The organism is Candidatus Binataceae bacterium (assembly GCA_035294265.1).
In the GTDB taxonomy this organism is placed as follows: domain Bacteria; phylum Desulfobacterota; class Binatia; order Binatales; family Binataceae; genus DATGLK01.
The window spans coordinates 21,317-35,057 of the sequence record DATGLK010000040.1 but is presented as its reverse complement, the minus strand read 5'-3'; the positions used below and the strand labels follow the sequence as shown (position 1 = coordinate 35,057).

Annotated in this window: 16 protein-coding genes; 5 read left to right on the top strand and 11 right to left on the bottom strand. The window is 60.6% G+C overall.

Features of this window, described 5'->3' with window-relative positions:
- Window positions 1–176: 176 nt before the first annotated feature.
- Together VKV28_07415 and VKV28_07410 are read left to right on the top strand one after the other, a co-directional pair.
- Window positions 177–953, top strand: coding sequence for a hypothetical protein (locus VKV28_07415; GenBank protein HLH76619.1), 777 nt, complete (start codon window positions 177–179; stop codon window positions 951–953).
- Window positions 937–1,164 (top strand): hypothetical protein, encoded by a 228-nt coding sequence (locus tag VKV28_07410; GenBank protein HLH76618.1) that lies wholly within the window; start codon window positions 937–939, stop codon window positions 1,162–1,164. Before VKV28_07415 ends, VKV28_07410 begins: the two co-directional genes overlap by 17 nt.
- Window positions 1,165–1,351: 187 nt before the next feature.
- Here VKV28_07410 and VKV28_07405 read toward each other — a convergent pair whose 3' ends face one another.
- Window positions 1,352–2,296 carry an IS1595 family transposase gene (locus VKV28_07405; GenBank protein HLH76617.1) on the bottom strand — a complete coding sequence of 315 codons (945 nt, stop codon included), beginning with the start codon at window positions 2,294–2,296 and terminating at the stop codon, window positions 1,352–1,354.
- A gap of 513 nt (window positions 2,297–2,809) precedes the next feature.
- On the opposite strand from VKV28_07405, the gene VKV28_07400 reads away from it, so the two are divergent.
- Window positions 2,810–3,616, top strand: coding sequence for a hypothetical protein (locus tag VKV28_07400; GenBank protein HLH76616.1), 807 nt, complete (start codon window positions 2,810–2,812; stop codon window positions 3,614–3,616).
- 124 nt (window positions 3,617–3,740) lie between these two features.
- On the opposite strand, the gene VKV28_07395 is transcribed toward VKV28_07400, so the two are convergent.
- Both VKV28_07395 and VKV28_07390 read right to left on the bottom strand, forming a co-directional pair.
- The gene (locus VKV28_07395; GenBank protein HLH76615.1) at window positions 3,741–4,640 is read right to left on the bottom strand and encodes a hypothetical protein; all 900 of its coding nucleotides are present in this window, start codon (window positions 4,638–4,640) and stop codon (window positions 3,741–3,743) included.
- Window positions 4,641–4,673: 33 nt separating this feature from the next.
- Window positions 4,674–5,783: a hypothetical protein gene (locus VKV28_07390; GenBank protein HLH76614.1), complete on the bottom strand. Its 1,110-nt coding sequence runs from the start codon at window positions 5,781–5,783 to the stop codon at window positions 4,674–4,676.
- A gap of 276 nt (window positions 5,784–6,059) precedes the next feature.
- On the opposite strand from VKV28_07390, the gene mazG reads away from it, so the two are divergent.
- On the top strand, window positions 6,060–6,854 hold the full coding sequence (mazG, locus tag VKV28_07385) for a nucleoside triphosphate pyrophosphohydrolase (GenBank protein ID HLH76613.1): 795 nt from the start codon (window positions 6,060–6,062) through the stop codon (window positions 6,852–6,854).
- Between the two features lie 84 nt (window positions 6,855–6,938).
- On the opposite strand, the gene VKV28_07380 is transcribed toward mazG, so the two are convergent.
- Window positions 6,939–7,151, bottom strand: a complete 213-nt coding sequence (locus tag VKV28_07380; GenBank protein ID HLH76612.1) for a hypothetical protein — start codon at window positions 7,149–7,151, stop codon at window positions 6,939–6,941.
- 164 nt (window positions 7,152–7,315) lie between these two features.
- Here VKV28_07380 and rpsT point away from each other — a divergent pair, with 164 nt between their 5' ends.
- Entirely contained in the window at window positions 7,316–7,597 is a 282-nt protein-coding gene (rpsT, locus tag VKV28_07375) for a 30S ribosomal protein S20 (protein HLH76611.1), read from the top strand.
- 29 nt (window positions 7,598–7,626) lie between these two features.
- Here the strand turns inward: rpsT and VKV28_07370 are convergent, their stop codons facing one another.
- From VKV28_07370 to fabD, 7 genes are all read right to left on the bottom strand, one after another.
- Window positions 7,627–8,721, bottom strand: coding sequence for a hypothetical protein (locus VKV28_07370; GenBank protein HLH76610.1), 1,095 nt, complete (start codon window positions 8,719–8,721; stop codon window positions 7,627–7,629).
- A 64-nt stretch (window positions 8,722–8,785) separates the two neighbouring features.
- A complete protein-coding gene (gene nusB, locus VKV28_07365; GenBank protein ID HLH76609.1) occupies window positions 8,786–9,232 on the bottom strand; it encodes a transcription antitermination factor NusB in 447 nt (148 codons plus the stop codon).
- Window positions 9,233–9,301: 69 nt separating this feature from the next.
- The gene (gene ribA / locus VKV28_07360) at window positions 9,302–10,501 is read right to left on the bottom strand and encodes a GTP cyclohydrolase II (protein ID HLH76608.1); all 1,200 of its coding nucleotides are present in this window, start codon (window positions 10,499–10,501) and stop codon (window positions 9,302–9,304) included.
- 68 nt (window positions 10,502–10,569) lie between these two features.
- Window positions 10,570–11,673, bottom strand: coding sequence for a bifunctional diaminohydroxyphosphoribosylaminopyrimidine deaminase/5-amino-6-(5-phosphoribosylamino)uracil reductase RibD (ribD, locus tag VKV28_07355; GenBank protein HLH76607.1), 1,104 nt, complete (start codon window positions 11,671–11,673; stop codon window positions 10,570–10,572).
- An 8-nt stretch (window positions 11,674–11,681) separates the two neighbouring features.
- Complete coding sequence (gene nrdR, locus VKV28_07350) at window positions 11,682–12,230, bottom strand: transcriptional regulator NrdR (GenBank protein ID HLH76606.1); 549 nt, start codon at window positions 12,228–12,230, stop codon at window positions 11,682–11,684.
- A 107-nt stretch (window positions 12,231–12,337) separates the two neighbouring features.
- Window positions 12,338–12,577: an acyl carrier protein gene (gene acpP / locus VKV28_07345; protein ID HLH76605.1), complete on the bottom strand. Its 240-nt coding sequence runs from the start codon at window positions 12,575–12,577 to the stop codon at window positions 12,338–12,340.
- A 215-nt stretch (window positions 12,578–12,792) separates the two neighbouring features.
- Window positions 12,793–13,734: an ACP S-malonyltransferase gene (gene fabD / locus VKV28_07340; GenBank protein HLH76604.1), complete on the bottom strand. Its 942-nt coding sequence runs from the start codon at window positions 13,732–13,734 to the stop codon at window positions 12,793–12,795.
- Window positions 13,735–13,741: the final 7 nt, after the last annotated feature.

The window sequence follows — 13,741 nt, the reverse complement described above, 5'->3', positions numbered from 1 at the left end:
CCCTAACCCCTGGACAATTCGCCTCGTCTGAGCCTAGCCACTTTCGAGACGCTGGATACCAGCAGTCACCGTTGCCAATGGGATTATTCTGCCGTGGCGCTGTTTGTGCAGGTGCTGATAGGCTACGGCGACGGACTTTCCGGTCTAGTGCTGTCCCATGTGGCACGATTTTCAGCATGATGATGTCGCTGCTGGGCCGACTGTCCGGTTTCATCCAGGCCCGCGGGCTGGTGACCTGCGGCTTCTTTGACCTTGAATGGCTTCGCTTCGGATTGACTTCGCATAAGAAATATTATGTCAACTTAATTGGCGATTTTGTTGCAATCGACAGTCAGGGAGCAGCCGTGCTAGTCCGGCTTGCGGACCGGAAACATCGTGTATTGATGACCTTAATTGTTAAACCCCACAATGCCTTCTTTGACGAGAGCGGGACCCATGATGAATCCGATCTCGTGGTAGTCGGCGGCCTGCTAGCGACCTACGAAGCGTGGGCGGCGGCAGAGCTTGAGTGGAATCGGATCTTAGCGACTAAGCGCGACAAGAATGAACGTTCCCTAGAGGTGTTTCACTATACCGATTTCATGGCACGCCAGCCCCCTTGGGATTGGCCCACACCCGAACGTGATCGCTTTATGGAGAGGCTAACCACAGTTATTGGCGAGCACGCTACTCTCGGCATCGCATATGGCGTGTTTCGTGAGGATTATGAGAGCGAGCTTTTGCCGTCGCTACAGGCCGAATTCCGAAATATGTATCACTGTTGCAGTTATTTTTGCCTAGAAGGATTGGTGAAGTGGAGCCGCACTTTTACGGGGCCAGCTTTACCACGCCCGATTGAATTTCTGTTCGACCGCCAAAAAAGGCTCAGAAGGCTTCGCCGCGGACATTTACTACAGGATTGTCAAAGAGATCGACAGCGACGGCGTTCTTGGCGAAATGGGCTTCGGCGATAAGGCCAAGGACGTCCCTCTCCAAATGGCGGATCTGCTCGTCGGAGCCGCTGCGCGCCACTTTAGGCGCGAACGCGCGGGCGGCCCGGATGTTCCGAAGGACCGCGCAATTCAGAGCATGGACCGAAATAATCGGATGCTGTTGTTAAGCCTGAAAAAAGGAGAGCTGAAGGAGATCACGGAGATGGCCAGACGCGGCGCCCGAGATTCCTAAGATATGCGTTTTGTGATGGTGCTATGGATCGCTTTCTCCAACGCCTTATCGAAGACCTTAAGGTCGGCGTGGCGCAGCTTCTCCCGGAGCTTTTCGTCTTCGGCCCGCTGCTTCTCGCTGATCGGCTTTGGCGGCTTGGATCGCTTTGTGGTCATGCCGGTATTTTAGACCGGCCACGGGGCCCCCGCTAGTGACTGCACGTCGTTACCATCTCCCCGAAGGCGTCGGGGTTTTGTCGGTTGTTGTGGCGGAAGGAAAACTCGTTGAGGTAGAGCGGCAGATAGTCCTTGCTGACGTTATGGAAGGTTCCAACCACCCCTCGCTTCAGAAGCGACCAAAAGTTCTCGATGTTGTTGGTGTGGACGTTCCCGCGCACGTATTCGCTGCGACCGTGCTGGACAACTTCATGCCGAGCGCTCAGCTTACGGCTTACATAGCGATATGCCGGGTTTTCGTCGGTCGCAAGCAGGGTTACGTCATCGCTGACAGTTTGGCGGACGAACGATGCGAGCGTAGGTGCATCCATGCCGCCCACGACCTTGGCCACGACGTTACCCTTACGCTGGATGGCTCCGAGCACTTCGACCTTACCGTAGCCGATCTTCTCGTCCAGTGGCCCGCGCGGATCGGCCTTGCGACGCTGAGCGCTTTTCTTATCCCAGTGGCGGTTTGCATCCTTGCCGCCGATAAAGGTTTCGTCGGCCTCTACTTCGCCTTCGAGCGGAAAGGCATCTCCGCGCATGGCGCAGCGCCAGCGATGGCAGATATACCAGGCGGTCCGCCAGTCCGTACCGGAATCCTCGCCGAAAATGACACGGCGGACTTGTAGGGAGCTGATACCTTTCTTGGCAGTCAGCATCAGATAGCCGATCTTAAACCAAATTCTTAGGGAGACCTTTGTGTCCTGGAAGATTGTTCCGCTAGTCACCGAGAAGCGATACCCTTTACGCCCGCCGCATTCGACATTGCAGCAGGTCCAAGTGAACGGCTTTTTGAGCGCATAAACGCGATTCCCGAAGCTGTGTCCACAGCGAGGGCAGCGCACGCCGTTGGGCCAGCGCTTCGCTACGATGTACGCCTTGCACGCTTCATCGGTCGGGAACTGGCGGTCGAATTCATCAAAGCTCAGCATGTAACTATATTAGCGCAGGGTACCGTGACTGTCAACAGCAACAAAATCGCCACTTAATTATCGACTTTCCTACACAACCTGCAGGGCCACCGCCTGGTCCCGCCGCTGCTACCCTGCGGACAGCGACTTAAGGCTCGCATTGCTAGATCGCAGCAGCTCAACCGCCTCGCTGATGCGCCGCCACTTCAACATCCACCAGCGACTAGCCTCCAGCGCAAGCAGCAGCGCTACCCCGGCGCAGGCTAGCACCTCGACTATTCCAAGTGTCCTGTTCATACTTGCTCCCATCAACCTGGTATCGCAGTCACAATCCAAGGCTCGGTTGGTGCTTGGCCCAATACGATCGCGCAGGCAATTAAAGTATCACATTAAATGTGGCTGAAGCTCGGGCTGGCTCGGCGAAACGCTCCGCGGCGTCGGCGCCCTTTCGGTGTAGTCTGCCGCGGTGCTATTACAAGCGCGGGTAATTTTCTTCGTCGCGAGTAAGATTAAGGCGGCGGTGGCAGACCAGGAATGATTGTCGATTGGATTTACAACAACCCGACTTGGATATGGGCACCGATCGTGGTCGGACTTTTCGTGGGCGCAGCCTGCGGCGGACTATGGCTGTTCGACCGCTTGGTAAAGGTCGAGGTTCGACGCGCCCATAACGAGCTAGCCGGCTTCGCGATCGCCGTGATTAGTGTGACCTACGCCGTGTTGCTCGCCTTCATTGCGATTGCGACCTGGGAATCCTTCACCGAGGCTGGTGTGATCGTCGACCGCGAGGCGGACTACGCAGGAAGCATCTACCGCGATACCCAGGGATTGCCGAATGACATGGGTAGCGCCATCCGCCAGGACATCGACGATTACGTCAAAATCGTGGTCGAACAGGAGTGGCCCGAGCAGGAGGCTGGGCAGACACCCGAGCAGGGCTGGGAGCCACTGCGCAAAGTACAAGTTGCGATCGTCAAGCTGCAACCGGCCAATCTGGGCGAAGCCGTAATCCAGGCCGAACTGTTGCGCACGCTCAATGAGCTGTACCGCGCACGCTCCAGCCGCCTGACCGCGGTCAGCGGCCATATACCGCCGGTTATCTGGTGGATCATCGTGCTGAGCGGCGCGCTTACCACCGCCTATACCTACTTATTTGGCTTCCATGATTTTCGCATGCACCTGGTGATGACCGCCTCGGTGGCGGCATCGCTGGCGCTGGTGATTGTGTTGATTATCGCGCTGGATTGGCCCTTTCGCGGCGACGTCAGCATCTCCCCCGAGGCCTTCGTGAAGGCCCAGCAATCGTGGAACAATCTATCTTACACTAAAGTGGCGCCATGACGGCGGCCGCTCTGGCGTTCTATTGATAAACGTGTTGGCCTTCGCCGAGCCGGCCCGCATCTGCCCCCCTTCCCCATGGCACAAAGGGGGGCGTAATGCGGGCTAGTTGAGGCGGCCCCGCTGGCTAAAAGGCCTGAGGAACCAGGAAGGAGAAGGTCCCGCCTACCGAACCGTCGGTGATAAAAACCTCGCCGTCCTGGGGATCTATCGCGATTCCGGTCGGCGAAGCCATCCCGGTGTTGGGCCCATGAATCACGAACTCGGGCGGCACGTCGCCGTTGTCGGTGATCTTCCACACCCCCACGAAGTCATTAGGATTACCCACGGTAAGGATTGGCACCGGCGGTCCGGTGCATCCCTTACGCGGCGCATAACCGGCCAAATCGTAGGGCGGTGTATAGGGCGTATTGCTCACGGTAGTGAAGATTCGGTCGTGCCAGACCTGCACCTGCTTGGCCCCGAGGATGCCAGTGTCGGGCCCACCAATGAAGGCCTTGGGGGGGACGTCGCCGTTGGCGAGGCGGTCGAAAATAAAAATTCCGCCGGGCTCGACGTCGGTGTGAAAGGTGGCCCCATAGACGCCGGCTTCGGCGCCAGGACTGCGACTTTGCGAGGTCACGGCTATGATCAGATTGCGCTCGGGGTCGACCGCGACTCCCGAGATGCCGCGCATCCGAGTCTTAAGCCCGCCGATTATCCGAATCGGCGCAACGTCGCCGTTGGCGTCCCAGGGATAGACCAGGATGTTGCTGCTGGCGTAATCGCCCACCACCAATTCGTGATGCACGTCATCGACCGCCAATCCCCAAGGCTGATGGAGCTGGGTCTTGGGACCCTGGATCACCCGAATAGGCGGCACTTGGCCACTGGAACCGCCTTTGAAGGCCACAATCGAACTGGCCAGCGGTTCGCTGCCCAGAATTTCATCGCGGCCGGGGTCGTAGGTCACGCCATGCGCGACTCGGGTAAGCTTGGTGATGGTGCCATAAATGCTTCTGACTGGTTCAACATTTCCCGCTGCCAACCTGGCAAACGATCCCACGCGGGGATCGGTTACTCAATTGGGAACGATTAGTTCATCGCGCTTGCTGTCGTAGGCGATGGTGTAGGGATTGCCAAAGCCAGCGGTTCGTGTGCCGGCCGGGGCGTTGCGAATAAATCGCAGTGGCGCGGCATCGCCCTCCGCCGTACGGTCGAAGACCATGGCACTGTGGCCGAAGTTGGTGACCCACAAGGTATTATGCGCCAGGTCAAAGGCCACGCTCATCGGAGTGACGATTTTGCTGTGCGGCCCCTGGATCACCCGGATCGGCTTGGCGTCGCCGCTGGCGGTCCGCTTGAAGACGAGGACCGAGTGACCGGCCGTATTGGCCACCGCAATCTCGTTATGGACCGGGTCCACCGCGATGCCCGAGGGCCAATTGAGCTGGGTGTGCCTTCCCTGAATGACCCGAATCGGCGGCACGTCGCCCTTGGCGTCGTCGGCGAAAATCGTAATCGAGGGCGGCTGGTAATGGCCGCCGCCGTTATAATCGATGTCCCAATAGGCTTGCGACCAGTTGCCGTGGTTGACTGCGCCGATTTCGTGATTGACGTCGTCCCAATAGATTCCGTGCGGATCGGCCATCTGGGTGTGCGGTCCGCGAATCGAGCGCAGCGGCAACTCGGCACCAGTGGCTCCCGTGCGGTAGAAAATGATCTGTTCGTTGTGTTCAATCGAAAGCGCCATCTGATGCAGGCGCTGGCTGAAGGCCAGCCCATAAGAGCCATGCGGTACCGCCAGCACGGTGGCCTTGTAGTCGCCGTTGGCGCCATATGGGAAACAGGCCACGTCGTCGCCTACGTCGTTCTCCGTGACGCACATCATTCGGCGTACCGGATCCAGCGCTACCCCGGTGGCGTAGGACAGGTAGGTGGCGGGCCCCTTGATCTGCGCTATCGCACGCGTGGCGTGAGTACTGTTGCTGGCCTCGTTGATGCGATAGACCAGCAGGCTTTTCATATTGGTATCGCTGATCGCGACTAAGCCGTTTTTGGTGTCCATCCCGATGGTGTTGAATTCGGGGTAGGGATCCGAGATCACCCGGCAGGGCGCGACGTTACCGCCGCCGGCGGTGCCGAAGACCTTGGCAAAGTTGAAGTGCGCCTTGCTTTGAGCATCGGCCATGCCCGACCATCCCGCACTTATTACAAAGCCGATTAGCAAGACGGCACCTAGGGCGAGAGGCCCTTTGCCTGGTCGCGCCTTCCTACACTGAGGGTATTCTCCCGCCATCATCCATCTCCCGATAGGTTTACCGAGCTATTTGGTTTCCCGCGGCATCGCGCCCGGTCTGAAACCTTTCATCCTTTTGCCTTCCTTTAAACTCCGGCTAAAGCTATCTGTCAAACTCTCGTCGCCCATTACTTCGGGGTCCGGGCTCTCCCTGCTAGACTGGCGGTCATGGTGGATTCCGACGACGACGTGGCCTTAGCGCAACAGTTCATGCGATTCGTCGGTATTGTACGAGAATTGCGCCGTTCCTGCCCCTGGGACCGCGTTCAGACAGCGGATTCACTGAGGCGCTATCTGCTTGAGGAAGCCTACGAGGCGGTGGCCGCGATTGAAATGGGCGATCGATCCGGCTTGGCCGACGAGTTGGGCGATCTGCTGTTGCAGATTGTGTTGCATGCAACTATCGCGGCTGAAAGCGGCGTCTTCGATTTGACCCGAATCATTCGCCAAGGCGCTGACAAACTGATCCGCCGTCATCCCCATGTCTTTGCCAATGCGCCCGCGCGCGACGCGCAAGAGGTCGCGCAGCGCTGGGAGGAGATAAAGCGGCAGGAACGGCGCGTGGCGGCCGCTCCCGCCACCCTCGACTTGATTCCCCGCGCGCTCCCGGCCTTGCTGCGTGCCGAGAAACTGGGTGCACGCGCTCGCGCCGCCGGGATGGACTGGGCTGACCTTCGCGCCGTATTGGGCAAGGTTCGCGAGGAGTTGGCCGAGGTCGAAGAGGCCCTAGATCGCGGCCAGCAGGCCGCTGCGGCGCTGGAGCTGGGTGATGCGCTGCTAGCGCTGGCCAATGCCCCGCGTTTTGTGGATGCCAGCGCGGAGGATGTCCTGCGGCAGGCCTGCGATAAGTTCGTGGGGCGCTTCACCGCGCTGGAAAACGAAATCCAAGCCAGTGGCCGTACCCTAAGCGATCTGACACCGCAGGAAATCGACGCCGCCTGGAGACGCGCCAAAGGCCGTTAGCCTTGCGCGACCCCTCGGTTACGAGCGTCTCAATTTGACCACCCATACGCACTGACCACCGAGAGGACGCAACTAGCTGGCACGCTAAATGCTCCAGTCACCACCAGAGCGCGTGGCGAGGTTGGCAAAATGGCTGATAAAAGCACGGGTAAGAATCTTCGAGCTTGGTTGGCGGCTCAGCTTCTGAAGCATCAAATCCTTGTTGCTATTTTTACCATTTTGATGCTTTTTGCTGCGCAACCGACCATTTGTGGCTGGATCTTCCCGGATAGCTCTGGCCCCCAGCTTACGACGCAAGTCGTGTACGCATCCAATGTCCCTGGCCAATAGTTCGGCGGGCTCCCAACTTCCTACGTTGCAGTAACGCCACGAATGTTGCCTTTTGGCCGCACGCGCCGTCCGGGGTCGAAGCTTAGAGGCGTTGACTACATTCCTAATACTTGGTAGTTTTCAGCCCGGTTATGCCACACGTACCCGTTCATCCATCAGCGATTAAACGCCATCGTCAGAACCTCAAGCGCCGGTTGCGCAATCGTGCGATCAAGGCGCAGGTTCACACCGCGATCAAGCGGGTCACCGAAGCGATCAAGAGCGGAACGGTGAGCACTGACCCAACCCCCTTGCGAAGCGCCGTAAAAGAGTTGGGTAAAGCGGCCAGCAAAGGCGTAATGCATCGCAACACCGTCTCCCGTAAAATCGCCCGTCTGTCGCGCCAAGCGGCTAAGGCCTCGGCCCCCAGCTAAACCACCCCTCCCCTGCCCGCTTGCGCCACTCAACCGCTGCTCGCGCGGCGCTGTGTTCCATCCTGGGTGAGCAGAGCCAATAGCAGCCCCGAGAGGGCGGCCTCGCGGTCGCGGATGGTGCCGTCCTTCATGGTGCGATCCAATTCTACCGCAGCCTGATAGACCGCGTTGAGATGGTTTTTGCCAAAACGCTTGGCTGCGTCCATCGCGACCCCGACCATCGGGCTGCGCGGAGGTAGTTTAAGCGCGACCGCCAGATCGAGCGGCGAGCGACGCTGCTCTGCTAAGTGGGCTGCCGTCACCATCCGGCGCAGGGCAGGAATGATCTCCACCGCCAGTAGTTCGTTGGCATTGCGTCCCAGCTCGAGAGCCCCGTCCAAGAGCGCAAAGGCAAGCTGTGGGTATTGGCCGGCAAGGCTCTGGGATAGCGCGAAAAGTTCGCCGCCCAGGCGGGAGTCAGCGTCCAGGGTACGCACAAACTGCTCGGGTGGTTGGATAGTCTTGACCAGCGCGGCCAAGGCCAGTGCATTGTGCATTTCCAGCAGGTTAGCGCCGTACTTGAGCACTATCAGCTCAAGCGCAGCCGAACTCAGTGTCACTCCCAGCCTACGGGCGAACAGGCCGGCGTATTGGACGAGCTGGCTGTCAAAGGGGCGATTGCACACGATGGTCAAGCCGCCAGCTTCGAGCGCACGCCCTACTTTGGCCGGTACGCTGTCGCGCTCGTAAAGCAAAACCAGGCGCGAGGGCAGCCGCACGCTTTCAATCGCTTCGATCAGCGGACTATCATCGCTACCGCCACGCCCTCCCCCGTCCGGTTCCTCGCCCTCCTCGCTGCCATCAGCCCTGACCCGGCGCGTGCGAAGGACTCGAGCCACCGCGGTTGTAGCCGATGAAAACAAGCTGGGTGCGGCAACTGCCTCCAGCAGCGGACCCAGATCCGCCGTGTTGCCGATATGAAATCGGCGCAGCTCGGCGGCTTCGCCACGCAACGCCGCACAGCAGCATTCCAGGACATATTCCTTGAGAAATAGCTCGGGACCCGTGATCAAAATTGCTGCTGGCAGCATCTGCTTGCCGGCTTCGAGCTGATGTAGGCAGGCTAATGCATTTTCCGCGGCCATCGCGTAACCCAGCTCTTACTGTCCGTCAGGCTCTCGGCACCCCGGCACTGTCCCCTGCCCCGATTCAGTCCTTGAGCGCAGCAAGATTGTCATCGCCTTTGTGTTTAACGCCCATCCGCTCAGCCATCACGTCGATGACACCGTTGACGAACTGGCTGGAGCCATGGTCGCCGTAGCGCTTGGCCAGCTCCACCGCCTCGTCCATGGTGGCACGCGCAGGAATATCAGCCCGGCGCAGGAGCTCGAAACCGGCCAGGCGCAGGATGTTGTGATCGATTCTGGACAGGCGGGTAAGCGACCAGTTGGTGACGACCTGAGTCAAAAGCTGGTCGAGGTAGTCCATCTCGGCGAGCACTCCGCCGACCAGCTCCATAGCGAACAGGCGGGCGCGCTGATCAGCAGGAACCTGGGCGATCAGCTCCTGGGCTTCACGCAGCGAGCGGTCGCCTACGATATCCATGCGGTAAAGCGCCTTGAGCGCCAGCTCGCGGCCTGCCCGTCTCAGTCCCATAACCTAGTCCCAAAAAGCGGCGTCCCAGATGCCCTAGCGGTAAATCGATGCCTTAGCTGTAAATCGCGCTCAGCGCGAGTTCACCTTAAGATCGGAGAACAGATGTCCCAGTTTGAGTTGTTTGGTGCGCAGATACTGGATATTGAGCGAATGCGCCGGCGCTTCCAGCGCCACCCGGGTGACTTCCAGCCCGTGGCCACGCAAACCCTCGACCTTGTCTGGGTTATTGGTCAGGAGCATGACATGCCCGACCTGCAGATCGCGCAGGATCTGGGCGCCAATTCCATATTCGCGCATATCCTCCTTGAAGCCTAGCTCCAGGTTGGCTTCCACCGTATCCAGGCCGCGGTCCTGCAAAGCGTAAGCGCGAATCTTATTGCCCAGCCCAATTCCGCGCCCTTCCTGGTGGAGATAGATGAGGATTCCGGCCGGGCTCTGACAGATCCGCGCGAGCGATTCTTGGAGCTGCTCGCCGCAATCGCAGCGGCGCGAACCGAACACATCGCCGGTCAAGCATTCGGAGTGAATCCGCACCAGCGTGGGACGATTGGGCTGGATCCGGCCGTGAAGCAGCGTCAAATGCTCGTGAGCGTCGGCGATATTGCGATAGACCAGGGCACGCATCTTGCCCATCGGCAAGGCAAAATCAACTTCCGAGACACGCCGAACCAGCACTTCATGGGTACGTCGGTAGGCGACCAGGCTCTCCACCGTACACACCGGCAGGCGATGATGGGCGGCAAACTGCTCAAGCTCGGCGCCGCGCGCGGCCTCACCCTGCTCGGTAAGGATTTCGCACAGCGCCGCGCACGGCCTCTTCCCCGCCAGCCGCATCAGGTCCACGGCCGCTTCGGCGCGGCCAGCTCGCACCATCACGCCGCCGCTGACGCTGGCCAGTGGCGGCACATGACCGGGCATCATGAAATCCTGCGGCCGGCTGGTGGGCGAAGCCAGTGCCCGCAGAGTCAACGCCCGATCGGAAGCGGAGATGCCGGTACTGACACCGTGGCGGGCCTCCACTGAAGCTCCCACCGCCGGCGTTTCGCGCAAATCACCGCGGCGGCCCGACAGCAGCGGGATGCCTAGCTCGCGCAGACGGTCTTCTGGTAGCGCCGCCGCGACGATCCCGCGCGCGTGGGTAACCATGAAGTTGACCAGCTCGGGGGTGATGGTTTCAGCCGCTGCCACCAGATCGGCCTCGCCCAGGGGGCCAACCAAAATCACCATCTGGCCCGCGGCCAGACGTTTGAGACTGTCTTGCAGCGTCATGAATAATCCGTTGGAAATGGTACCATCACCCACGCCATCAGACCAGCACGCTTGGCGCCGGCCGCTCATCATCTCTCCACTTGGGCGGCGAAATGCGGACGGCCTTCCAGCAGCCAATCCTGGCCCATCGCGCGCGCGGCCAGTTCGCGCACCGCGATTCCACTCGCCCGATTGTCAATCGGGCTTACCGCCGGCAAGCCTGCGCCTGCGATTCGTGGGGTGATGAAAAAGGCCAGGCGATCGACTACCCTCGCAGCCAAGGCGGCCCCAGCCAACTGAGCTCCGCCTTCGATCATTACCTTGGACCATCCACGCTCGGCCAGTACTGTCATCAAGGCGTTCAAATCGACCAGTCCGGCCCGATTGGCTGGCAGCGCGAGTATCTCGGCACGATAACGTCCGCGCGCTTGGGCGTCATGCGCGCTCAGCGTAGCTAGCAAGGAGGGCGCCTGAGACCTTAGATGAAACAGGCGGGCTTGGGCTGGAACGCGCAGATGAGCGTCAACCACAATCCGCACCGGGTCGCGCCCTCGTGTCATTCTACAAGTAAGACGCGGATCGTCGGCGATCACCGTGCCGGCTCCGACCATCACGACGTCGTATTCGTTACGCCATCGATGGACCAGCGCGCGCGCCGGCGCCCCGCTCAGCCAACGCCGGCCGGGAATCGCGATCCGCCCATCGAGGGTCAGCGCCAACTTGAGCAGCACAAAGGGGCGCCCCTTGCTGACGCGCCAGATAAAGCCCTCGTTGAGCCGCCGGCATTCCGCTTGACGGACCCCCAGGACCACTTCAATTCCGGCCGCGCGCAAGCGGCGGACTCCGCGCCCACGCACTGCGGGATAGGGATCGATGCAACCTACTACCACCCGCCCGACTCCGGCGTCGATCAGGGCCTGGGCACAGGGGGGCGTTTGTCCGATATGAGCGCATGGCTCCAGAGTGACGTAGGCAACCGCTCCCCGGGCACGGCGGCCCGCGATCTGCAAAGCCTGAGTCTCGGCGTGCGGCCGGCCACCGGCGGCGGTGGCGCCTTTTGCTACCACCCGCCCTTGCTTGACGATCACGCAGCCCACCGCGGGATTGGGTGAAGTGCGACCGAGGACACCGGCGGCCAAGGCCAGCGCCTGGTCCATGAAATACTCATCCGGACCGGCCGCGGGAGAATCCATCGCCAAGCTCAGGCGGAACTGCCGCCACTTTTGCCCTTGCCCGCCACTGGCGGGCCGGCCTGCTGGCGATGGCTTATTAGCTCTTCGAGTTCATGCATGAACTCGCCGATATCCTTGAAAGAACGGTAGACCGAAGCAAAGCGCACATATGCGACCTGGTCCAGCTCGTGCAGCTCGTTCATCACCGCACCGCCCACAAAGGAACTGGGTACTTCCTTGCCGCCCAGTTCCAACACTGCAGCCTCGATGCGGTCGGCCAACTGCTCAATCTCTTCCATCGAGACCGGCCGTTTCTCGCAGGCTTTTTTGAGCCCGGCGATTAACTTTTGCCGGTCGAACGGCTCGCGCCGGCCGTCTTTTTTGATCACCATCGGCGCGATCTCTTCCACTCGCTCGTACGTCGTAAAGCGCCGCCGGCAGGCGGCGCACACGCGGCGGCGCCGAATCGTGCTACCCTCGCTGGAAACCCGCGAATCGATTACCCGATTGTTACCATGGCGACAGAACGGGCAACGCATAACGGGATCAGGACTGGAGTTGATATGCGAAGCGTCCACCGCCAGCGGAACGCCTCACGCGTCGCCTCTGGCAGTGTAACGCTGACCGGATGAAAACAGGCGCGGGGCCGGGCTGGTTGGCCCAGAGCCCGCCGATCGGACCCGACCTAGCTCTTGTGCGCCTGAATATAATCAACCACGTCTTTGACGGTACGGATCTTCTCGGCATCCTCATCCGAGATCTCCATTCCGTACTCCTCCTCCAACGCCATCACCAACTCGACGATATCCAAAGAGTCGGCCCCCAGATCCTCGATAAAAGAGGCTTCCGGGGTCACCTCGTTGGCGGCTACGCCAAGCTGCTCGCTGATGATCTCGCGGACCCTGCTCTCGACGTCTGCGGCCATCTTATACCTCTTCCTCCTGCCACGGCACGGTTGGCGCCGGGGTCAATCGCCCCTTGAATTTACGCTCCCACGGAGCCACGGGCTTAACCGGGCGGCGCGGCGCTTGCCGGGCGAACGCAAACCGCCAGCATAGGGACTTATATAGGGCCAAGCAAGGCATTGTGCTCCGTCCGGTTATTGCGTACCGCGCTTGGCCTGAGCCAGTTACACTGCGCTTAAACCTGCGCCAAGGCGGAACGCAAGCCAGGCAACGACGCCGCTTCTTCCATCGAATGAACGGGCAATTGCCGGTTGATCCGACGCATCAGGCCACTCAGCACACGACCCGGCCCGATTTCGATCGCCTGTTCGATGCCTGCCTGCGCCATCGTTTGCATCGATTGGTCCCAGCGCACCGGTGCGGTTATCTGCTCCAGCAACAAGGGAACGACTCGATTTGGGTCGCGGTTGATTCGGCCATCGACGTTGGCAACCACCCCTGCTGTCAACTCCCCCACTTGTAATTCGGCCAGCACCGGCGCCATTCCTTCGCGCGCCGGCCGCATCAAGGAGCAATGAAAGGGAGCGCTGACGTTGAGCATCACCGACAGCTTGCTTCCCCGTGCCTTAGCCAACTCCAATGCGCGGTTCACCGCGGCGGCGTAACCCGCGACCACGATCTGACCGGGAGCATTGAAGTTGGCCGGGGCGACGAACTCCGCACCTTCGGTAGCTTGTGCGCACACTTCCTCAACCGCAGCCGGCTCCAGTCCTATGAGCGCTGCCATCGCACCCAGACCGGGCGGGCAAGCCGCCTGCATCAGCGCTCCGCGCCGGCGCACCGCCCTTACCGCTTGTTCAAAGCGCAGCGCGCCCACCGCAACCAGTGCGCTGTATTCGCCCAGGCTGTGGCCGGCGGCTAAGGTCGGGCGCAACCCCAGTTCATCGGTTAGCACGCGCCAAGCCGCCACCGAAACGGTCAGGATGGCGGGCTGGGTGTTGGCGGTCAGGCGCAGAGCGTCTTCCGGCCCCTCGAAGCATAGCCGAGACAGCGGCTCTCCCAAGGCCTGATCGGCTTGTTCGAAGGTCTCTCGCGCGCTGGCGAAATTGTCGGCCAGCGATTTGCCCATACCGACTTTTTGCGCCCCTTGACCGGGAAATAGAAAAGCCAAGTTCATGGATTGC